We start from the raw sequence: 19,556 nt of genomic DNA on the forward strand, positions 1-19,556 counted from the left end.
TGAATGTACTTAAAAAGTTAGGAATGTAATGGGATTTTAGTGTCTGGAAATTATTTAAACTGTATAGAAGGTGAAAAACTGAATGTGGAACATAAAAGAAGAAGATTTAGATGGATTTCGAGTAACATGTAGCAGCCGTTTAAGTCCTGAGGGTACTTTAGGTTTTATGATAGGAACAATAGTGTACGTTTCAGTTATGATGTTTTTTCTTATTGGTACTTTAGTAACCTTTGGTTGGGATTACTATACTACTTTATTCGAAAAAACAATTTTTAAAATTGAACTTGTGCTATATAGCTTACAAATAATTTTTTTAATTCTATATTCATTTCCAAAAGCTCGATTTAAATTTCAAAAATTACAAACGATTGTCGTGTTATTATATGCATTTCAATTAGGTACAATATTATTCACAGCTCTGATTCTTCCTGGAATGTCTGATTATACAATCGACGGAATTACATTAGTATATGTAAGCTTCTTATTTATAGGAGCAGTGATTGTTCATATTGTGACAACGATTGATACGTTTAAACAGGCAAGTGAAGGTACATTTAGTATGAATGAAAGATCCGCTTCCTTTTTTAGTAAAACAAAAGGAACTATGATGAAAGTAACTTCAATATACGCATTAATCCTACTTATTTTGATTTATTTTCATAATGATTATGCGATTGATACTTTTATTGGATATGTAATAGGTACTGTTTTACTGTACACAGTAGCCGTTGGTGTAGCAGAATTCCAGTTATTGGTGTACTGTAGATTCAAATTTAAATCATTTAATATTACGTGGGAAGAGAATGAGAGAATGCGTGGGAGAATTCGAAAACAAAATACAAAATCCAAAACGAAAAGTAAATAAGGGTGAAATGTATTACTTTTCAAAAAGGAACATAATGAACTTAAAAAAATGCTTAGGGAAATCAACGGGGTGTCAGTATGAAGTTAAAGAAGAAAGCCAAGATGATGATAGTTCTGTCAATAATAGCAAATTTATTAAGTGGATGTGGTTTTGGGGAGACGAAGATAGAGTATGAGAGATTAGTAAAGGCATTGGATGAAGGTGATATGAAGACGGCTATGTCTGCGAGTGATGATGGGTATGCTTATGTGAAAGAAGAGGTTAGGGATAGCACGTTTGGGGCGGAAAATGATAATCGCATTAGCGTTGTATATCAAACAACAGGAGGAGTATACAATATTAAAGAAAAAAAGTTCTATGGAACAACTTTGCAAGAAATTGCTAGTTCATTAAATAGTGAGCAAAAAAAAGAAGAGATTGTATATAGAACTAGTATTAAATATGAAGATAATCAATCAAAAAGTCCAGATCAAAATTTGGATGTTTCGAATGTTCGATTTATATTTAATAGATTAAAGGGAATAGATAGTTTAAGACCCAAAAAAGATAAAAAAAGATTTAGTGAGTCATCCAAGGTAACATATTACTTAACCGAATCGGAATTTCAAGAAATAATTAATGATAAGTTAAAGGTGGACTACGATAAATTTGATGAAGCAATATTATTAATGGAATTTAGTTCGGCGAAAGATTCAAAAGAAAATCCAATGGAATTCACTACAATAAGCATCACAATGGGATATGAAAAAAAGAATAAAGAAGGCCGATTAATAAGGCATGATCAAAAAATAGCAATCTATTTAAATACTAAAGAAGATAACGATAAAGCTTCTAAAACCCGATATGAGGAGTATGAAAAACAATATTTGAATAATAAGTAATGTATAAAATAAGGGGAAAGGTGTAGTTATGGCATGAGTAAAAGGTTAGTTAAAAAAATAGTTATTGTAATGACAGTAACGTTTTTACTAAGTGCGTGCAGTTTCGGGGAAACAAAAATAGAGTATGAGAGATTAGTAAAGGCATTGGATGAAGGGGATATGAAAACGGTTATGTCTGCGAGTGATGATGGATATGCATATGTGAAAGAAGAGACTAGCGAAAGTACTTATGAAGAAAAAGAAGATGGTGAACATAGCAGGATAATATATCAAACAACCCATGGAGTATATAATGTGAAAGAAGACGACTTATATGGGAAAACAACTCAAAAGGTTGTTACTGATATAAAAAATGATAAAAACGTTGGTAGTAATCAAAATTACAAAAAAGAAACGGTCTATAGTACAAATTTAAAAAATGAAAAATCCCGTTCAGTAGCTCAGGATCAAGCTATGAATGTTTCATATGTAAAATTAATGTTTAGAGGATTAAATGAACTTAGTAAATTGAAACCGAGTGAAGATACAAAAAGATCTAGTGAACCGAGCATAATAAGCTATGATTTAACTGAATTACAGTTTAAAAACATCATGAATGATAAGTTAAATTTAAAATATGATAAATTTGATTCTGCAATATTGATGATTGAATTTAATACGCCTAATGATACAAAAGAAAATCAAATGAGAATAACACAAATAACAATATCGGTAAATTATGAAGAAAAAAAAGAAGATAAGCTTATAAAACGCAATCAAGAGATTTCAACATATTATCATACCAGGGAAGATAATAATCAAAGTTCCAAAAAAGAATATGTAAATTATGAAAAAGAGTATATAAATCAAAAATAATATATTTTAATTGAATTTTGAGAACGATAAATGTTGTGAAAATATGAGTAAAGGGGTAGTGAAAAATAGTTATTGTGATAACAGTTATGTTTTACTGAGCGCGTATAGTTCTGGTAAATCAAAATAGAGTATGAGAGTCTAATAAAGGCATTGGATGAAGGTGACAAGAAGACGGTTATACTTAATTGAAAGAAGAATATTTGGAACTTTTGAGGAAAAAGAACACTACTTGAACCATCAAAAGGCATTCTGGTTAGATGATTATGGTAATTAATATGGTAATGATATACCTAAAAGATTATCTGAATTTAGTTGTACAAAAATCTATGTACTTAAAAATATTAAGAATGTAATAGAATTTTAGTGAATGAAAATTATTTAAACTGTATAGAAGGTGAAATGTCAGGGTGTGGAATATAAAAGAAGAAGATTTAAATGAATTTAAAAGTACTTGCAAGAATCGCTTAAGCCCCGATTGGGCTACAGGGTTTATGTTTGGAACGATGTTTTTTATTTCATTAATAATGTTTTTTCTTATTGGAGGGTTAATAAGGTTTGGTTGGAGTTATTACCCGACTCTCTTTGATAAAATAATTGTTAGCCTTGAGTTAGTGCTTTATAGTCTTCAAGTAATTTTTTTAATTATTTATTTGTTTCCTAAGATGCCATTTAAATTTCAGAAACTACAAACACTCGTGGTACTATTATATGCGTTTCAGCTAGGCACTATAACATTTACAATGTTGATAATTCCAGGAGCGTCAAATTATTCAATTGATCAAGTTACATTAATGTATGTCGGGTTATTATTTTTAGGTGCAGTCATTTTACATATTTTAGCGACTATTGATACTTTTAGACAGGCAAGTAAAGGGGCATTTAATACGGGAGAAGAGTCCTCTTCATTTTTTAGTAAAACAAAGAGGACTGCAATTAAGTGTGCTCTAATTTATGTGTTAACTCTTCTCATTTTAATTTATGTGCATAATGATTATACACAAAATATTTTAGGATTGTATGCGGGAGGAACTCTAATCATGTACGCGGTAGCCATAGGTGCAGCAGAGTTCCAATTATTAGCCTATTGTAGATTTAAATTTCCATCATTTTATATTTCGTGGGAGGAACATGAAAGGGAACGTCAGAAAAGACTAAAGCTTTATGAAGAGAAGGAAAAAAGAAAACTAAAGAAATAAAATAAGTTTTGGTTTCTGAAAATTCGAACAGAATGTATAAACAATTAAGGATTGTATATGAATTAATGCTATTAAAAATTAAAGTATCTTCAATATAATCTGTATGAGTTAATAAATACCGGTAAGTAAAGGTGAACTATATTACTATCAAAATGGGAATGTAATGAACCTAAAAATGCCTAGAGAAATCAACGGGGGGTCAGTATGAAGTTAAAGAAGAAAGCTAGGATGATGATAGTTCTGTTAATAGTATCAAGTTTATTAAGTGGATGTGGTTTTTGGGAGACGAAGATAGAGTATGAGCCATTTGTCAAAGCTTTGGATGAAGGTGACATGAAAAAGGTTATGTCCGCTAGTGATGATGGATATGCGTATGTGAAACAAAGAGGTATATATAGTACATATGAGCAAAAGGAAGATGGAGAGCACAGTAAAACAATCTATCAAACTTCGAAAGGCATATATAATACGAAAAATAAAAGTTTATATGGAAATACAACACAAGAAATTACCTCGGAAGTAGCTAATAAAAATTATAAAGAAGAAGTTAATTATAGTACAAATATTAGTTATGAGAATGGACAGGTACAAAGTACGGATTCAAGTCTGGATGTTTCATACGTGAACTTAATTGTAGATCGTTTAAAAGGGATAGGGAAACTAAAGATGAAGCCCGGAGATGATATAAAAAAATTTGATCAACCTAGTACAGTTGGATATAAACTAAATGAATTAGAGTTTCAGAGTATTATTAATGATAAGTTGAAAATACAATATGATGAATATGGTGGTGGATCAATCGCATTGCATATTGATTCTAAAAATGGTTCAAAGCAGATATTGGAAGTAAGTATTGTAATAAATTATAAGAAGCGAAATGATGAAGGTAAGTTAGTAGAATATATATCACAAATACATACATCTTTTGATAGTCACCAAGGTAATAATCAGGATGCGAAACAGGAATATATTGATTTTAAAGCACAGTATAATAAGAAGCAGTAATATTAAGGAGAGCATTTGCACGTAATGATAATAGCGATATAAGTGGAATAAATGTTTCATAAATATAGTGGAAAGAATTTGAGGATAAACGCCCCGATTACTGGAGTAAATGCAATAATTGGGGCCGTTAATCTGTCTGAATTTAGTTTGAATACATAACATGTTTTAGTTAGAGTATTGCTCCGCAAGTAGTTTTTCCATTTTCATAATAACGGTGTAAAGTTTTTGTATAATCTGCTTTTACTGCTAGGTTACAACTATTTCCGCTTATAGAGTCCCCTTATTATCGATACATCGTCCACATTCCAATGTCTTTAAATCCTAGTCGTTTATAAATTCGTCCAGCAGCTGGATTGTTATAAAATAAACAAAGTGTTCGGTCTTCTTTCATAAAGTCTTGGATCATTTTTTGTAATATGAGTGAAGCGTAACCATTTCCGCGATAATTCGGGTGTGTACATACACCAACTACCATAGCGGATAATGAATTTTCAGCGGAAGTAGAGGCGGATGCGATGATCACGCCATCTTTTTCAATATAGTATGTGCGTCCTGTATTTGTTTCGATAGCCTGCCTTAATATTTTCTCTGATTCATTGGTAGTCGGAAATTCAGCGATGTCACTTCGTAATTTCATAATTCGCTCTATATCATCTAGTGAGGCAAGTTTAATTGTTTCATGAATTGGTGTGCTAGGTAAGTTGTTGTCATTTAGACATTCGCAAAAATACATTTCATTTTTAGTACCTAGTTGTATATTTGAAGCAGTTTCAAATTGTTCTACGATAGTTGACTTACCAGAGAGTTTAAGTGGCTTATATGCGGAAAGAAGTGCCTCATAATCAGTGGTAATAAATTCTTCTTTACTATAGGGTATAAATGAATCGTGGAATCGGAGTAGAATTGATTTTAATGTTCCATTCTCTTTAAATACTCCCCATAATTCTTGAAAATCTGTGTCATAACCGAAAGCTTCAATATCTCCAATAATAAACAAGTTAAGGGCTGCTTCTTCTTTTAGATAAGCGAATACTTGTTCATGATCTTTCTTTGTTAATTTTCGCATCATAACGAATCGACCTCTTTTTTATTTTTCTAAATATTATAACTTAAGTTTTTTGAAATCAATATAAAATTTTATGTTTAGTTCACAAACTTTCGGAAAAACTAGGAAAGATATGACAAAGGAGGTTATGAACGGTGGATCATCCAATTCAAGGGTTAATGAAAGCAGCAATGGAAAATTTAAAAGAAATGGTTGATGTAAATACGATTGTTGGAGAGCCTGTTCAAACGGCTGACGGTGGTGTGGTGTTAACTGTTTCTAAAGTAGCGTTCGGTTTTGGAGCAGGAGGTTCTGATTTCCAAACGAATGATGGACAAAGAGCGAACGGTAACCCTGCATTTGGTGGCGGTAGCGCGGGTGGTGTTTCGATTACACCAGTAGCATTTCTTGTGGTGAATAAAGATGGAGTAAATATTCTGCATCTACAAAATGCGACACATTTAGCAGAAAAAATGATTGAATTAGCTCCACAAACAATTGATAAAATTCAATCGATGTTCCAAAAAGAAGAAAAGAAAGAGGGAAATCATCATCATCATCAAAACCCTGATGAAATCCTTTAAAAACGCCTGCTTATGAGCAGGCGTTTTTTCTTGTAATCACTATGTAATAAAACACATGAAATTGTAAATAGTTTTTGAAGTTTTTTCTATGTTTCTAAAATTTTTCATGTTAAAATATGCTATAGAATTGAAACATATAAAACGAAGGTGGCTAGGTGCTTTGTCTGGAGGATCTGACCAAGTAAAGAATATGATATATATTAATGGTAATCGTCGAGGTCATTGTTTTATTACATCAGGAATTACGTTTAAAGAGTTTGCGAGTAACATCCCTTCACCGCTTCATCAAGTGTTGCTTTTAAAGCACAACTTTGAATGGACGGATTTTCATTATCATACTTTATTTGAATATGTTGAGGAAGAAAATATACATAAGTTAATTCAAGCAGAGATTGATGAATTTGATGAATTTTGTTGGGTAGATTTTGATGATGCAAGCGATTTAGATGAATTAGAGCCGAAAGAAATTGCAGAATTATTATATTTGGCTCACAAAAAAGAACCACTTGCAAGAACATTCTTTCCGCTGTTGAAAAATAGATTTGTTTATTTTTCACATGATGACGGATGGTACAACAAAGTGTATTATCGTAGAATTGCTGATTTTGTAGGAATGTTAAGTAAAGTCATTCCGTATAAACTCGGTGCTTTCGGTAAGAAACGTTTTTCTTTCTTCCAAAAATCAAAAATTTTCCCAGCGATTTCAAAAGAATTGATTATGGGACTTATTCCACTAATGGAAGATGGTCTTTACATAGATCTAGCAGGGAAGATTGAGTCAAGAAGAGGTCTTGAAATTCCGGTATATGTAGTTGGTTCGTATGAAAGTACGGATGAGGTGTTAGATAATATCGATGAATTGAAAGAGGAAGCAACAGAAACAGGTTGGCTCATTTTTGATAAGAAAGAACAAGAGTGGCAATGGGTTGTTGACTAAGAAAACTTGGCGTATGAAGTCAAGTTTTCTTGTCATTTGAAAGGAGTACAAATGAAGAAATATTATACAATTGTGGGTATTATAAGTATTATTCTCGTGGCAATATTACTTATAACTTGTCCGAAAGAATCAGATTTTAAAGTGTATGTACAGGATAAGTATGCGTTGAATTGTAATGAGAGTAGTTTTGAATGCACGCAAAATGTAGATGGTAAAAAAGAAAAACTACAATTTGAAAGTACAGATGCACGAAATGGTGTATTCTTTATGACTGTAAAGCAAACATTTAAAACAGAAGCTGGTGTTTCAAAAGAATATAGCGGAGTAGGAATGTTTGGTACATTTCTTTTTGTTTCAGAGAAGACTTTCTAGTAATAGAAGGTCTTTTTTTTATGCTTATGTTCATATAGATGAAGTAAGACAAGCATAGGAGGGGTATTGATGAAGAACACATGTATTGTTTGTGGCGGTGAGGAGTTTTTTTCCTCAACGTTATATGCACGTACGAAACAAGATTGGGCATATGCACCAAACATGTATCGATTTGAAAAAGTATTTATTGAGCATCGAGATGAAGAAAATTATCCAGTGTTTCAAGAAATTACAGCGAAACATTGTTGTGGATGCGGCCATATTATGTTGTATCATGAATGAACACACCAAGCATGACTTGGTGTGTTTTTTTAAAACGCTGACAAAGCAAGCGGATAAAATAAAGTGAATAAAACAGAAAAACTACCAAAACCAATTGCTGTATATCCAAGTGTTCTTGCTCCGAAATTGACAGCTAATAGACCAACTAAAATTGCTAGGGAGCCGAGCGTAACTGGATAAAAAGCAATGGAGAATAACGAAAGAAATAAAGCGACATAGCCTACCATTGCACCGGTATTTGTACCTTCTATCTCATTTGCAATTTCTTTACGCTTATGTCTAATTGGAATGCCAGCTGGTGATATTTCAGCTGCATACTCTTCGTTTTTTTCACCACTTTTAAAATGATGATTTCTCTTTCTTCGCATGTACATCCCTCTCTTTCAATTGGGTGTACCTATAGTATCTTTCATAAAGAGAAGAACATGAGTATGAGTTAAACCCAAGTAAAGCAAAAATTGGAGAATAAAGATTCCTTCATTAGCATGTATATCTCCTTATGAAGATAAAACAGGAATTTTGGAAAATGATATAGAATGAAATGAGTGATAAAGCGTGAAGGTAGGGGAATGTATGACGAAATTTAATTGGCATGAATCAGCAGAAAAGAAATGGGATAGTAGCGCAGAGTTTTGGAATCAAAATAGTCAAGAGATGTGGGACAGTGGTAGCAGAAGTACAATTATTCCGTTTTTTGAACAATACGTGAAGAAAGAAGCACAAGTGCTCGATGTTGGTTGTGGTGATGGGTACGGTACATATAAATTAAGTAGCGCAGGCTATAAAGCAGTGGGAGTAGATTTATCGGAAGTGATGATTCAAAAAGGTAAGGAGCGCGGAGAAGGACCGAATTTATCTTTTATAAAAGGAGATCTTTCTGCATTACCATTTGAAAATGAGCAATTTGAATCAATTATGGCAATTAATTCTTTAGAATGGACGGAAGAGCCATTACGAGCGTTAAATGAAATAAAGCGTGTGTTAAAGAAAGATGGATATGCATGTATTGCAATTTTAGGGCCGACAGCAAAGCCACGAGAGAACAGTTATCTTCGCTTGTATGGAAAAGACGTTGTTTGTAATACGATGATGCCTTGGGAATTTGAACAGTTAGCGAAAGAACAAGGTTTTAAAGTTATAGATGGCATCGGCGTATATAAGCGCGGAGTAAATGAGAAGATGTTAGGTCAACTACCTACAGAGTTACAACAATCGTTAACATTCTTATGGGTATTTATGTTAAAAAACGTATAAAGAAATGAAAGAATTTTTAGGAGGTAAATAAGTGCAGAAAATACAAAAAACTGATACAATATCATCAGAACCAATTAAAGGGGGACTAGGGTATATGACAACTACTACAACAGTGAAATCCGATATTGAAATCGCACAAGAAGCGAGTATGAAGAAGATTCAAGAAATTGCAGCTGATTTAAATATTTTAGAAGATGAATTAGAGCCATACGGGCATTATAAAGGTAAGTTATCTCTTGATATTTTTAAGCGCTTACAAGATGAGAAAGACGGTAAAGTTGTTTTAGTAACAGCGATTAACCCAACTCCAGCTGGAGAAGGTAAATCAACAGTAACAGTTGGTTTAGGTCAAGCTTTTAACAAAATTGGTAAGAAAACAGTAATTGCACTTCGTGAACCATCTCTTGGACCGACGATGGGATTAAAAGGTGGAGCAGCAGGTGGCGGTTTTTCACAAGTCGTACCAATGGAAGACATTAACCTTCACTTTACTGGAGATATCCATGCGATCACAACTGCCAATAACGCATTAGCAGCGTTTATTGATAATCATATCCAACAAGGAAACACACTTGGAATTGATACGCGTAAAATTGTTTGGAAACGCTGTGTTGACTTAAATGATCGTGCCCTTCGTAACGTAGTAATTGGTCTGGGTGGACCTGTACAAGGTGTACCACGTGAAGACGGTTTTGACATTACAGTAGCATCTGAAATTATGGCCGTGTTCTGCCTTGCAACAGATATTCAAGACTTAAAAGCGCGTCTATCTCGCATCGTAGTTGCTTATAACTTTGCAAATCAACCTGTAACGGTTAAAGATTTAGGTGTAGAAGGTGCGTTAACACTATTATTAAAAGACGCATTAAAGCCGAACTTAGTACAAACGTTAGAAAATACACCAGCTATCATTCATGGCGGACCATTTGCGAATATCGCTCACGGTTGTAACAGTGTTATCGCTACAACAATGGCAGCAAAATTAGGTGATTATGTTATTACAGAGGCTGGATTCGGTGCTGATTTAGGTGCTGAGAAGTTTTTAGATATTAAAGCTCGTGCAGCTGGCATTAAACCAGAAGCAGTTGTTATTGTTGCGACGATTCGTGCGCTTAAAATGCATGGCGGCGTTGCAAAAGATCAATTAAAAGAAGAAAATGTAGATGCATTAGCAAAAGGTATGGAAAACTTACAGAAGCATGTTGAAACAATTCAAAGCTTCGGTGTGCCTTTCGTAATTGCAATTAATAAATTCATTACAGATACAGATGCAGAAGTTACATACTTACAAGAGTGGTGTAATGAGCGTGGCTATGCAGTATCCTTAACAGAAGTTTGGGAGAAAGGTGGCCAAGGCGGAGTTGACCTTGCTGAAAAAGTACTAAAAGAAATCGAAAAAGGTGAAAACAACTACGCACCACTTTATGAATTAGAATTACCATTAGAAGAAAAAATTCGTACAATTGCTCAAAAAGTATATGGCGCAAAAGATATTGAATTTGCTCCGAAAGCACGTAAGCAATTAGCTCAATATGAAGGAGAAGGTTGGAGTAATCTACCAGTTTGTATGGCGAAAACACAATACTCTCTTTCTGACGATGTAACAAAATTAGGTCGTCCATCTGACTTTATCGTTACAATTCGTGAGCTAAAACCATCGATCGGTGCAGGCTTTATCGTTGCGTTAACAGGTACAATGTTAACAATGCCAGGTCTTCCAAAACAGCCAGCAGCACTTCAAATGGATGTAAATGAAGATGGAAAAGCAGTAGGTTTATTCTAAAAGGTTGTAATTCATCTCGTTTATCTGTAAACTATATATACATCAAGTGGCGCCTTTCCATCGAAAGGCGCCTGTTTTTTGGAGGAAATTATGTTTGATCCAACTGCTTTTGACAATTTAAAAGTAATCGTAGAAGGTGCTGTGTATGATTTTGATCTACATGGAGATATTCTTGTAACAGATCGAAAAGATATGATGGATCTTGCTTCATTAAGTCGTATATATCATATCTCATTTCAATTAACAGAACCGTTTGAACCATTAGTAGAAGCAACATTTTCATTATCTGTGGATGCAAAGAACTTGTCTGGTGAAATACTAGAAGTGCCTCAGTTTACACCAGGTTGTGAGATGAAGCTAGCATTTTCATTCCCGTTAGAACAACCAGAAGTAAAATGTGAAGAAATTGAAACATTAATGCGTTCTATATGGGGAAAAGAAAGAATGATTATGCAGAAAGTTTCATACGAATATAATAAGCAAGCGATTTCATATCATAATAAGGTAGAGGTTCTATTTCAAAAAGCGATTACAGAAGACCATGTTGATGATTTAATAGCTGTTATTTCACACATGATAGAAACGGTGCGAACAATACAGCATTTTCTTCAAAAATAGAGATAAAGGAGAAAAACAAATGATAAAAGATATGCAACCATTTTTACAACAAGCTTGGGAGAAGGCTGGTTTTAAAGAGTTAACTGAAATTCAAAAACAAGCGATTCCAACTATTTTAGAAGGACAAGACGTTATAGCTGAATCTCCAACTGGAACAGGAAAAACATTAGCGTACTTATTACCCCTTTTACATAAAATTAATCCTGAAGTAAAACAGCCACAAGTTGTTGTTTTAGCGCCAACACGTGAACTTGTAATGCAAATTCATGAAGAGGTTCAAAAGTTTACAGCAGGAACTGAAATTTCAGGTGCATCTTTAATTGGTGGTGCAGATATTAAGCGCCAAGTTGAAAAATTAAAGAAACACCCAAGAGTAATTGTCGGTTCACCAGGCCGTATTTTAGAATTAATTCGTATGAAAAAGCTAAAAATGCATGAAGTAAAAACAATTGTATTTGATGAGTTTGATCAAATTGTAAAGCAAAAAATGATGGGCGCAGTGCAAGATGTAATTAAATCAACGATGCGCGATCGTCAATTAGTATTCTTCTCGGCGACAATGACAAAAGCGGCAGAAGATGCGGCACGTGATTTAGCAGTGGAACCACAATTAGTACGTGTAACACGTGCAGAATCAAAAAGCTTAGTTGAGCATACGTATATCATTTGTGAGCGACGCGAAAAAAATGATTACGTAAGAAGAATTATGCATATGGGCGATGTAAAAGCAGTTGCGTTCTTAAACGACCCATTCCGTTTAGATGAAATTACTGAGAAATTGAAATTCCGTAAAATGAAAGCAGCAGCTCTTCATGCAGAAGCAAGTAAACAAGAGCGTGAAGCGACAATGCGTGCTTTCCGCGGAGGGAAATTAGAAATTCTACTTGCTACTGATATTGCAGCACGCGGTATCGATATTGACGATTTAACACACGTAATTCATTTAGAGTTACCAGACACAGTAGACCAATATATTCACCGCTCAGGACGTACTGGACGTATGGGTAAAGAAGGAACTGTCGTGTCTCTTGTAACACCACAAGAAGAGCGTAAATTACTACAATTTGCGAAAAAACTAGGCATCGTATTTACGAAGCAAGAAATGTTCAAGGGATCATTTGTAGAAACGAAACCGAAAGCACCAAAGAAAAAGAAACCAGCATTTACTGGGAAGAAAAAGCCTAGATAAATGATAGGGAAGGCGTAACCATTTGTAGTTACGTCTTTTTTGTTTGTAAACAAGCGATAATGGGAATTGTATTAGTGTTTTTAATGTGCCTATCATATATATGCTTCTACTGGGAGTATCGAAAAAAGGGTAGTTTATTTATTTGGTTTATACGAGGAAATAATATAAAAAAAGTCGAATATTAAACTGACACGAAATAATAAAAAGAAGGTACACATATGGATAGGAAATTAGGAATGTTTTTAAATACGAAACATATTGAAGTAAACGAAGGAATACAAAAAGCAAGGGAATGGGATTTAGAATATATTCAATTATATGCTATGAATAAAAACTTTAACTTAGCTAATATCTCAATGGTAGAATGGAATACTTTAAAGAAAAGCTTATCTTTTAATGGAATAAAGATTCCATCATTAGCAATTAGTTTTGGAGAAAATGGAATTATGGGAATAGAAGCTGAGAGTGCAATAGATCAGTTTAAATATATTACTGACAGAGGTTTGGGGCTTGGGGCAAAGATCATAACAGCTCATATTGGAAAAGTTCCAGATGATGAAAAAAGTGCCTACTATGATAAAATGCTACGTGTTTGTAATGAAATAGGGGACTTAGCGTTCAGATTTGGAGGATTCTTCGCCATTGAGACGGGATCTGAAAAAGCAATAGTATTAAAACGATTTTTAGAAACTGCAAACTCGAAAGGACTAGCTGTTAACTTTGACCCAGCAAATATAATAAGTGATGTAAATGAAAATCCGGGAGAAGGTTTATTACTATTAAAAGATTATATAGTACAAACTCATATTAAAGATTGTAAAGAAGTGAAAAATGATCGTTCAACTAAGTATATAGAAGTCGCAGCAGGGAATGGTGAAGTAGATTTCGATATATTCTTCAAAGTATTAGATAAAATTGGATTCGACGGATATAACATGATTGAAAGAAATGATTATTTTGATGAACTGGATGGGATGAGTCAGTCGATAAATTTTGCAAAGAAGTACATACCAACTCAAAAGGAATAACGATAGTATTTGTAGAAAGCTACATAGAATATAAAAACCATTAGGGGGAAATGTAATGATCCATAAAGTAGGACAAATTATGTTATATGTAAATAATCAAGATGAGGCAGTAAATTTTTGGACGGAAAAGGTAGGGTTTCATGTAGTAGCAGAGGAAGATAACAAGCAAGGAATGAGATGGATTGAAATTGCTCCGACTAACGGTGCAGAAACGAGCATTATATTACATAATAAAGAAGTTATTTCTAAAATGAGCCCAGAATTGAATCTTGGTACACCGTCCTTAATGTTCTTCTCAGAAAATCTTGATCAATTATATACAGATTTAACAAACAAAAATGTTACTGTTGGAGAAATGGTAACTATGCCTTCTGGTAAAGTGTTTAACTTTGCTGATAGCGAAGGGAATTATTTTGCGGTTATGGAGAAGAACCAATAATAATATTGCTATGTGAAAATCCCCCTCAAATATATTTGAGGGGGATTAAATTTTTGAAGTGGATTTTTCATTAGAGAGTTGTTTAATAAAAAATACTCCTTTTTCAATCGCTGTCTCAATATAGCCAACGATTTGGTCAAACGTAAATACTTGTAAGTCTTCATGCAAATATTGCTTTGGATACAACATATCTTCAAAAAGATACTTTCGAAAAGCTAAAACGTTTTCTTTAGAAACCTCTTCAATATCCACAATGTGAGCCTCTTGATTGAGAAGAGAGAAAAGCTGTTGTTCTTGATCGTAATGATGAAGCAACTTTGCATTTAACAATTTAAAATCGTTATAGTACAGGGGTGCGATAGTTTCGTCATTCTCTATTCTATTTTTTAGCCAAGGTAGAAAAAATCCACTTAGCCAATTATCATCGGCGATGAGATGGGTATAATAGCCTAAAATAAATGGGGAATTTATATGTGATTCATATTTATGAAAAAATGAATCATAATCTATTCTTCTCGTATAGTTCTTCGTTGTACCGGCATAAAAATGTGAGGTTCCTTTTTCTTTTTTTGAATGAACAGCATCAGGGGCTACAGCTCCAAGTAAGAAAGAAGTCTTATCGTGAATAGATAGTTTCTCAGCAATACCGTTAGCGATAATAACATGCATAATTCGTGATCCCATGAATGCCACCTCTGTTTCCAGTATTCATTTCAGGAAGAGGACTGAACAGTTAGTATTACTTTCCCTGTACTTTTTCTACTTTCGACCCATTCATGTGCTTTCCCTGCATCTTGAAGTGGAAAAGATTTCGTAGCCTTAATTTGTAAACGTCCGTCACGCAAATAACGGAAAACTTCATTTGCAGTTTCTTGGAGCAGTTCAGGACGCTTTTTTCGTGTGGTTCCAAAGCTAAAACCGAGTATAGAGCGGCAACTTGCATGTAAATCTTTCGTTTGAAAGTTACCAATTTCACCGCTAGCATTACCGAAATGAACGAGGCGACCGTAATAAGCAAGGCAGTTTAAACTTCTTTCAGAAACCGTTCCAGAAATAGAGTCTAAAATTACATCAACCCCTTCACCATTTGTCAGTTCATTGACTTTCTCTACAAAATCTTCATCTTGATGACAAATAACATAATCAGCTCCAGCATCTAAAGCAATTTCTTTTTTTGCTTCACTTCCGACAGTGCCTATAACTGTTCCAGCCTCTAATAGTTTAGCAAGTTGAATAGCAGTAGTGCCAATTCCGCCAGCAGCCGCATGAATGAGTACAGATTCACCTTGTTGAAGCCTTGCAACATTTGCGAGTAAATTATAGCTTGTAAAAGATACGATTGGACAAGCGGCTGCAGTTTGAAAGTCAACTTCATGGGGTAATACGAAAGTAAGATTTTCATTTGCAACAACGTATTCTGCGTAAGATCCATTTTGAGGAAAAGCAATGACACGTTGTCCAGGGTGAATATTTTTCACATGAGAACCGACACGTTCTACAATACCAGTGGCATCTATACCTAGAATAAAAGGTAGTGCTTTATTTCCTTTTTTACCATAACGTGATTTAATATCAGCGAAATTTACACTAGTAGCAACTACGCGAATTAAAACTTGATCTTCTGAAATAGCCGGTATATCAAAATCTGTATATTTCATCACTTCAGGACCACCGAACGACGTTACAACGATAGCTTTCATTATATGTCCTCCTAAATTTGACTATATAAATTATTTTAAATCTTTATCAGAAATTGGAAAATTATATAATAGTTATGTGTGGTTATAAGTGAAGCTTATGAACTCAGTGGATCATTATATTAATTTATATAAAAAACTTTTTCGGAAAAATCGAACGAAATATGAATTACCTGCCAATATATAGTGTAAGACAAAGGAGGGCTGGAATATGAAGGGTGAAATAGATTACGCACATTTAATTCAATTAACTTTATCAGGCAATAAAGAAGCGTATAGCGAATTGTATGATGTAACGATTCAAGAAGTATATAAAACAGCACATTTTTTAATTGAAGATAAAACGGATGTAGATGATGTCGTTCAAGAAGTATACATACAGCTATATGAATCGCTTCGTAAATATGATAGCGAGAAGCCATTTCGCCCTTGGCTAATTGGGCTTGCGATTAAACAAATTCATTCTTATAGAAGAAAGAGGTGGATGCGACTACGAATTATAAAAAAAGCAGAAGAGCAAAGAAAGCCAGTGCAAATTGATTTTTCTAACGATGTTGTAAGTAAAATATCAAACCAAAAACTAATCGAACTCATTCATAAATTACCGTATAAATTGAAACAAGTTATTATCTTAAGATACTTACACGATTATTCACAAGAAGAAGTAGCACAAATATTACATATTCCAATCGGTACAGTGAAATCTAGAATTCATGCGGCATTAAAGAAACTACGTCAAAAAGAGCAAGTAGAAGAAATTTTTTTAGGAGAGGTAGGGAATGTGAAATGAGTTTAGATTGTAGAGTTAGGGAATCTATACAAGAAGAAGCAAAGGGTATTGTTGCCCCGCCGGATTTAAAAGAAAAAGTAATCGTGCAAATAAAAATGAAGCACGGCGGGAGTAAGAGGAAGAAACGCCTTATCGCAGGAGTACTTGCAGCAGCTCTTTTAATCCCGACGACAGGTTTTGCGTACCAATCTATTATGGCGGATGGTATATATGGATCTTTTGAGAATTTAAAAAAACATGCCGGAGCAATGACATTAGAAACGTATATGCGTTTTAATGCAAAATTATCAGAAGCGAAAGATGAAATGGGTGCGAAGGAATATGAAGAGTTTACAAAAGAACTGAAAAAATTAACTAATGCAAAGCTTGCGTACGGAGATTCGAACGGTAATATAGATTATGATGGATTATCACCAGCAAAAAGAGAAGAAATGAAAAAGGTAAGTATGGGCCTTCAACCATACTTTGATAAATTAAATGGTCATAAATCTAGTAAAGAAGTATTAACGCAAGAAGAGTTTGATCGCTATATGGAAGCTTTAATGACACATGAAATAGTACGAGTGAAGACAAAATCAACTGGTGCAATAAAAATAGAAGAAGTACCTGAGGCGTACAAAGAAAGATTTATTAAAGCGGAGCAGTTTATGGAGTATGTAGATGAAAAGGTGCGATAAGTAGAAAAGCTCAAAGCTTTCTTTCGTTTAACTATTACATATTGATTATGTAAACAATAAAAAATGAGTATACAATCTACGTGATTGTATACTCATTTTATTATTACTTAAATTTTCTTACCGCATGAATAGCGACTCTTACAAGTAATATCGCACTTATAAATAAACCACCGTAACCAACGACACTTAAAAATTGATCATTTGGCTCTGTCGCACTGTTTGCTAAATGCAATACGCCTACCGAAATCCCACCAAATGCAGTTCCAATAAACGCAATGAGGAATTGTGAGATAAATGTAGTAATAAACGATGCATTTGTTTCGTCAGAGAAAAAGCCAACCTTAACGGATAGTTCTCCGTTTTCTAGTTTTGAACTTAAATCATCTAGTTTTCTAGGAATGCGTCGCATGGCAGGTAACATAGCGAGTAATTCGTTTGTTGCAGCTTCTTTTAAACTAGAATAATTGTTAACTGGCATGAAACTAGCTGCATGATCTTTCGCAAAGCGCTTCGCTTCGTCCATTAAATTGAATTCGGGATTTAGTTGCAGCATCGTTCCTTCTAGCGTAATTAGAGAGCGGAAAGCCCCTGCAACCATTGGATAAAACGCTAATTCAAACTCAGCGATTATTTGAAACAACCCTTGAATAAATTCTTCAGAACCGTTTGTAGAGCCGTACGTACTTTGGATTAATAATTGGCTGATAGATTGTTCTAATCCTTCTTTATCAACATTTGGTTTCTTTTCAACTAATTGAAGCAGTCCATCAAGCAAGACATATGAATTTTTGCGCTCAAAGCCAATAAGTAGCCGCTTGAATGCATCTTGTTGTAGGGTTCCTAATCTTCCGACAGAACCGAAATCAAGTAATGCAGGAGTGCCATCACGAAGAATATACACATTACCTGGATGAGGGTCTGCATGGAAAATACCTTTAAAGAAAATTTGCTCTAAAATACAATCAAAGAGTTGCCGTTGTACTTTTTTCGTATCAATTTGTAATTCATTTAATAATGCTGACCCACTTTTAACACTTACTCCATCTAAAAATTCAAGCACAAGTATTTTTGAATTACTGTATTTTTTATATACTTTCGGTATTTTTACTTTCGTTTCACTATTTTTTAGTGAATCAGACACTTGTTCGAAGTTACGAGCCTCAATTTTGAAATCAATTTCTTCTTTCATTGCGATAGAGAAGCCATGTGCTAAATCAAGAAAGCCGATATTTTTAGCCCAAGTTGATTTGTTGGAAATCCATAAAGAAAAGTGAATTAAAATATCTAAGTCACGTTTAATTGTCTCAGAAATATTAGGACGTAGTAGTTTAACGACGACATCCTGGTCGTTTTCTTTCAACTTTGCTTTATGTACTTGGCCAATAGAGGCGGCAGCTAACGGTTCCATTTCAAAGGAGCTGAAGATTTCATCTTTTGGTGTATGTAGTTCCTTTTTCAATATTTCTTCAACTTGTTTTTGTGATAAACGTGTTACATTTTCCTGAAGGTTTGATAACTCGTGAATAAAAACAGGTGGTAATAAATCAGAGCGAGTTGATAAAACTTGTCCGAATTTAATAAATACACCACCGCATTCTTCTAGTGTATTTCGAAGTGAAGTGGCGAGCTTACGATCTGCTTCTGGTGAGCGCTTTAAAGCTAAATATTTTCCCATTCCGTGTTTTATTGCAATAGAAGAGACGCGCATATATCTTTTTTGTCTACCAATCTTAGCGAAGAATTTTGAAATAGGATTTCGGCTTTCCGTTACTACGTCATCCATTTCGCCACGCCTAATAGGATCAAATAATTCAAAAACTAGGTAACAAAGCATCGATACAATTAATGAGCTTCCTAGCCAAAAATATCTATCAACACCGACAACCGATTCATCTTGATAACGTAAATATAAAAACCAATACAGAGCAGACGTAAGTGAAACACCTACAGTGGCTGCACTTGCTTGTTTGAAAAGATTTAGTTTTGTACCAATGAGTCTACCACTAATAAAAGACATAATGACTGCTAGTAGAAAAAATTGAAAAAACATTGTATCATT

The 19,556-nt window shown here is 33.9% G+C and carries 23 protein-coding genes; 18 read left to right on the top strand and 5 right to left on the bottom strand.

All coding sequences use genetic code 11. The features are described 5' to 3' along the window. The first annotated feature begins 82 nt into the window (after nt 1-82). The 6 genes from BC_RS10465 to BC_RS10490 all read left to right on the top strand — a co-directional run bounded on the left by BC_RS10465 (nt 83) and on the right by BC_RS10490 (nt 4,802). On the top strand, nt 83-865 hold the full coding sequence (locus tag BC_RS10465; protein WP_000267105.1) for a hypothetical protein: 783 nt from the start codon (nt 83-85) through the stop codon (nt 863-865). Between the two features lie 77 nt (nt 866-942). Then, nucleotides 943-1,746 (top strand): DUF3952 domain-containing protein, encoded by an 804-nt coding sequence (locus BC_RS10470; protein ID WP_000768457.1) that lies wholly within the window; start codon nt 943-945, stop codon nt 1,744-1,746. A gap of 33 nt (nt 1,747-1,779) precedes the next feature. After that, entirely contained in the window at nt 1,780-2,601 is an 822-nt protein-coding gene (locus tag BC_RS10475) for a DUF3952 domain-containing protein (RefSeq protein ID WP_000044430.1), read from the top strand. Nucleotides 2,602-2,742: 141 nt separating this feature from the next. Then, nucleotides 2,743-2,790 (top strand): hypothetical protein, encoded by a 48-nt coding sequence (locus BC_RS27995; RefSeq protein WP_229163603.1) that lies wholly within the window; start codon nt 2,743-2,745, stop codon nt 2,788-2,790. Nucleotides 2,791-3,008: 218 nt separating this feature from the next. Continuing rightward, nucleotides 3,009-3,797: a hypothetical protein gene (locus BC_RS10485; protein ID WP_000267161.1), complete on the top strand. Its 789-nt coding sequence runs from the start codon at nt 3,009-3,011 to the stop codon at nt 3,795-3,797. 204 nt (nt 3,798-4,001) lie between these two features. Continuing rightward, on the top strand, nt 4,002-4,802 hold the full coding sequence (locus BC_RS10490) for a DUF3952 domain-containing protein (RefSeq protein ID WP_000768486.1): 801 nt from the start codon (nt 4,002-4,004) through the stop codon (nt 4,800-4,802). Between the two features lie 283 nt (nt 4,803-5,085). On the opposite strand, the gene BC_RS10495 is transcribed toward BC_RS10490, so the two are convergent. Further along, nucleotides 5,086-5,871, bottom strand: a complete 786-nt coding sequence (locus tag BC_RS10495; RefSeq protein WP_000984753.1) for a GNAT family N-acetyltransferase — start codon at nt 5,869-5,871, stop codon at nt 5,086-5,088. Nucleotides 5,872-6,002: 131 nt separating this feature from the next. On the opposite strand from BC_RS10495, the gene ytfJ reads away from it, so the two are divergent. From ytfJ to BC_RS10515, 4 genes are all read left to right on the top strand, one after another. Then, on the top strand, nt 6,003-6,431 hold the full coding sequence (gene ytfJ / locus BC_RS10500) for a GerW family sporulation protein (RefSeq protein ID WP_000349990.1): 429 nt from the start codon (nt 6,003-6,005) through the stop codon (nt 6,429-6,431). Between the two features lie 160 nt (nt 6,432-6,591). Beyond that, a complete protein-coding gene (locus tag BC_RS10505; protein ID WP_000014087.1) occupies nt 6,592-7,368 on the top strand; it encodes an oxalate:formate antiporter in 777 nt (258 codons plus the stop codon). A 51-nt stretch (nt 7,369-7,419) separates the two neighbouring features. Next, complete coding sequence (locus tag BC_RS10510; RefSeq protein ID WP_000761174.1) at nt 7,420-7,740, top strand: hypothetical protein; 321 nt, start codon at nt 7,420-7,422, stop codon at nt 7,738-7,740. A 69-nt stretch (nt 7,741-7,809) separates the two neighbouring features. Then, the gene (locus BC_RS10515) at nt 7,810-8,022 is read left to right on the top strand and encodes a hypothetical protein (protein WP_000798747.1); all 213 of its coding nucleotides are present in this window, start codon (nt 7,810-7,812) and stop codon (nt 8,020-8,022) included. 29 nt (nt 8,023-8,051) lie between these two features. On the opposite strand, the gene BC_RS10520 is transcribed toward BC_RS10515, so the two are convergent. Continuing rightward, the gene (locus tag BC_RS10520; RefSeq protein WP_001253200.1) at nt 8,052-8,390 is read right to left on the bottom strand and encodes a hypothetical protein; all 339 of its coding nucleotides are present in this window, start codon (nt 8,388-8,390) and stop codon (nt 8,052-8,054) included. A 205-nt stretch (nt 8,391-8,595) separates the two neighbouring features. Between BC_RS10520 and BC_RS10525 the strand changes: the two genes are divergently transcribed. The 6 genes from BC_RS10525 (at nt 8,596) to BC_RS10550 (ending at nt 14,333) form a co-directional block, all read left to right on the top strand. Further along, entirely contained in the window at nt 8,596-9,276 is a 681-nt protein-coding gene (locus BC_RS10525; RefSeq protein ID WP_000160047.1) for a class I SAM-dependent methyltransferase, read from the top strand. Between the two features lie 94 nt (nt 9,277-9,370). Then, complete coding sequence (locus BC_RS10530) at nt 9,371-11,059, top strand: formate--tetrahydrofolate ligase (protein WP_011110057.1); 1,689 nt, start codon at nt 9,371-9,373, stop codon at nt 11,057-11,059. Between the two features lie 90 nt (nt 11,060-11,149). Then, nucleotides 11,150-11,677 carry a hypothetical protein gene (locus BC_RS10535; RefSeq protein WP_000460219.1) on the top strand — a complete coding sequence of 176 codons (528 nt, stop codon included), beginning with the start codon at nt 11,150-11,152 and terminating at the stop codon, nt 11,675-11,677. 19 nt (nt 11,678-11,696) lie between these two features. After that, on the top strand, nt 11,697-12,866 hold the full coding sequence (locus BC_RS10540; RefSeq protein WP_000588613.1) for a DEAD/DEAH box helicase: 1,170 nt from the start codon (nt 11,697-11,699) through the stop codon (nt 12,864-12,866). Nucleotides 12,867-13,084: 218 nt separating this feature from the next. After that, complete coding sequence (locus BC_RS10545; RefSeq protein ID WP_000375206.1) at nt 13,085-13,894, top strand: sugar phosphate isomerase/epimerase family protein; 810 nt, start codon at nt 13,085-13,087, stop codon at nt 13,892-13,894. 55 nt (nt 13,895-13,949) lie between these two features. Beyond that, a complete protein-coding gene (locus tag BC_RS10550) occupies nt 13,950-14,333 on the top strand; it encodes a VOC family protein (RefSeq protein WP_000581478.1) in 384 nt (127 codons plus the stop codon). Between the two features lie 45 nt (nt 14,334-14,378). Here BC_RS10550 and BC_RS10555 read toward each other — a convergent pair whose 3' ends face one another. Next, nucleotides 14,379-15,017 carry a zinc dependent phospholipase C family protein gene (locus BC_RS10555; RefSeq protein ID WP_000535623.1) on the bottom strand — a complete coding sequence of 213 codons (639 nt, stop codon included), beginning with the start codon at nt 15,015-15,017 and terminating at the stop codon, nt 14,379-14,381. A 29-nt stretch (nt 15,018-15,046) separates the two neighbouring features. After that, the gene (locus BC_RS10560; protein ID WP_000644620.1) at nt 15,047-16,033 is read right to left on the bottom strand and encodes a quinone oxidoreductase family protein; all 987 of its coding nucleotides are present in this window, start codon (nt 16,031-16,033) and stop codon (nt 15,047-15,049) included. Between the two features lie 208 nt (nt 16,034-16,241). Here BC_RS10560 and BC_RS10565 point away from each other — a divergent pair, with 208 nt between their 5' ends. Both BC_RS10565 and BC_RS10570 read left to right on the top strand, forming a co-directional pair. Continuing rightward, nucleotides 16,242-16,820 (top strand): sigma-70 family RNA polymerase sigma factor, encoded by a 579-nt coding sequence (locus tag BC_RS10565; protein WP_000675556.1) that lies wholly within the window; start codon nt 16,242-16,244, stop codon nt 16,818-16,820. Next, nucleotides 16,817-17,497, top strand: coding sequence for a DUF3600 domain-containing protein (locus BC_RS10570; RefSeq protein ID WP_000050673.1), 681 nt, complete (start codon nt 16,817-16,819; stop codon nt 17,495-17,497). The genes BC_RS10565 and BC_RS10570 overlap by 4 nt, the downstream gene beginning before the upstream one ends. 103 nt (nt 17,498-17,600) lie before the next feature. Here the strand turns inward: BC_RS10570 and BC_RS10575 are convergent, their stop codons facing one another. After that, on the bottom strand, nt 17,601-19,547 hold the full coding sequence (locus tag BC_RS10575) for an ABC1 kinase family protein (protein ID WP_000466006.1): 1,947 nt from the start codon (nt 19,545-19,547) through the stop codon (nt 17,601-17,603). Between the last annotated feature and the right edge of the window lie 9 nt (nt 19,548-19,556).

It is taken from the genome of Bacillus cereus ATCC 14579, assembly GCF_000007825.1.
Taxonomy (GTDB): domain Bacteria; phylum Bacillota; class Bacilli; order Bacillales; family Bacillaceae_G; genus Bacillus_A; species Bacillus_A cereus.

Bases quoted from the DNA above. Each gene is read 5' to 3' on its own strand.
- BC_RS10465 (WP_000267105.1), top strand. From the start codon at position 83: ATGTGGAACATAAAAGAAGAAGATTTAGATGGATTTCGAGTAACATGT.
- BC_RS10470 (WP_000768457.1), top strand. From the start codon at position 943: ATGAAGTTAAAGAAGAAAGCCAAGATGATGATAGTTCTGTCAATAATA.
- BC_RS10475 (WP_000044430.1), top strand. From the start codon at position 1,780: ATGAGTAAAAGGTTAGTTAAAAAAATAGTTATTGTAATGACAGTAACG.
- BC_RS10490 (WP_000768486.1), top strand. From the start codon at position 4,002: ATGAAGTTAAAGAAGAAAGCTAGGATGATGATAGTTCTGTTAATAGTA.
- BC_RS10495 (WP_000984753.1), bottom strand. From the start codon at position 5,871: ATGATGCGAAAATTAACAAAGAAAGATCATGAACAAGTATTCGCTTAT.
- BC_RS10510 (WP_000761174.1), top strand. From the start codon at position 7,420: ATGAAGAAATATTATACAATTGTGGGTATTATAAGTATTATTCTCGTG.
- BC_RS10515 (WP_000798747.1), top strand. From the start codon at position 7,810: ATGAAGAACACATGTATTGTTTGTGGCGGTGAGGAGTTTTTTTCCTCA.
- BC_RS10520 (WP_001253200.1), bottom strand. From the start codon at position 8,390: ATGCGAAGAAAGAGAAATCATCATTTTAAAAGTGGTGAAAAAAACGAA.
- BC_RS10525 (WP_000160047.1), top strand. From the start codon at position 8,596: ATGACGAAATTTAATTGGCATGAATCAGCAGAAAAGAAATGGGATAGT.
- BC_RS10530 (WP_011110057.1), top strand. From the start codon at position 9,371: ATGACAACTACTACAACAGTGAAATCCGATATTGAAATCGCACAAGAA.
- BC_RS10535 (WP_000460219.1), top strand. From the start codon at position 11,150: ATGTTTGATCCAACTGCTTTTGACAATTTAAAAGTAATCGTAGAAGGT.
- BC_RS10540 (WP_000588613.1), top strand. From the start codon at position 11,697: ATGATAAAAGATATGCAACCATTTTTACAACAAGCTTGGGAGAAGGCT.
- BC_RS10545 (WP_000375206.1), top strand. From the start codon at position 13,085: ATGGATAGGAAATTAGGAATGTTTTTAAATACGAAACATATTGAAGTA.
- BC_RS10550 (WP_000581478.1), top strand. From the start codon at position 13,950: ATGATCCATAAAGTAGGACAAATTATGTTATATGTAAATAATCAAGAT.
- BC_RS10555 (WP_000535623.1), bottom strand. From the start codon at position 15,017: ATGGGATCACGAATTATGCATGTTATTATCGCTAACGGTATTGCTGAG.
- BC_RS10560 (WP_000644620.1), bottom strand. From the start codon at position 16,033: ATGAAAGCTATCGTTGTAACGTCGTTCGGTGGTCCTGAAGTGATGAAA.
- BC_RS10565 (WP_000675556.1), top strand. From the start codon at position 16,242: ATGAAGGGTGAAATAGATTACGCACATTTAATTCAATTAACTTTATCA.
- BC_RS10570 (WP_000050673.1), top strand. From the start codon at position 16,817: ATGAGTTTAGATTGTAGAGTTAGGGAATCTATACAAGAAGAAGCAAAG.
- BC_RS10575 (WP_000466006.1), bottom strand. From the start codon at position 19,547: ATGTTTTTTCAATTTTTTCTACTAGCAGTCATTATGTCTTTTATTAGT.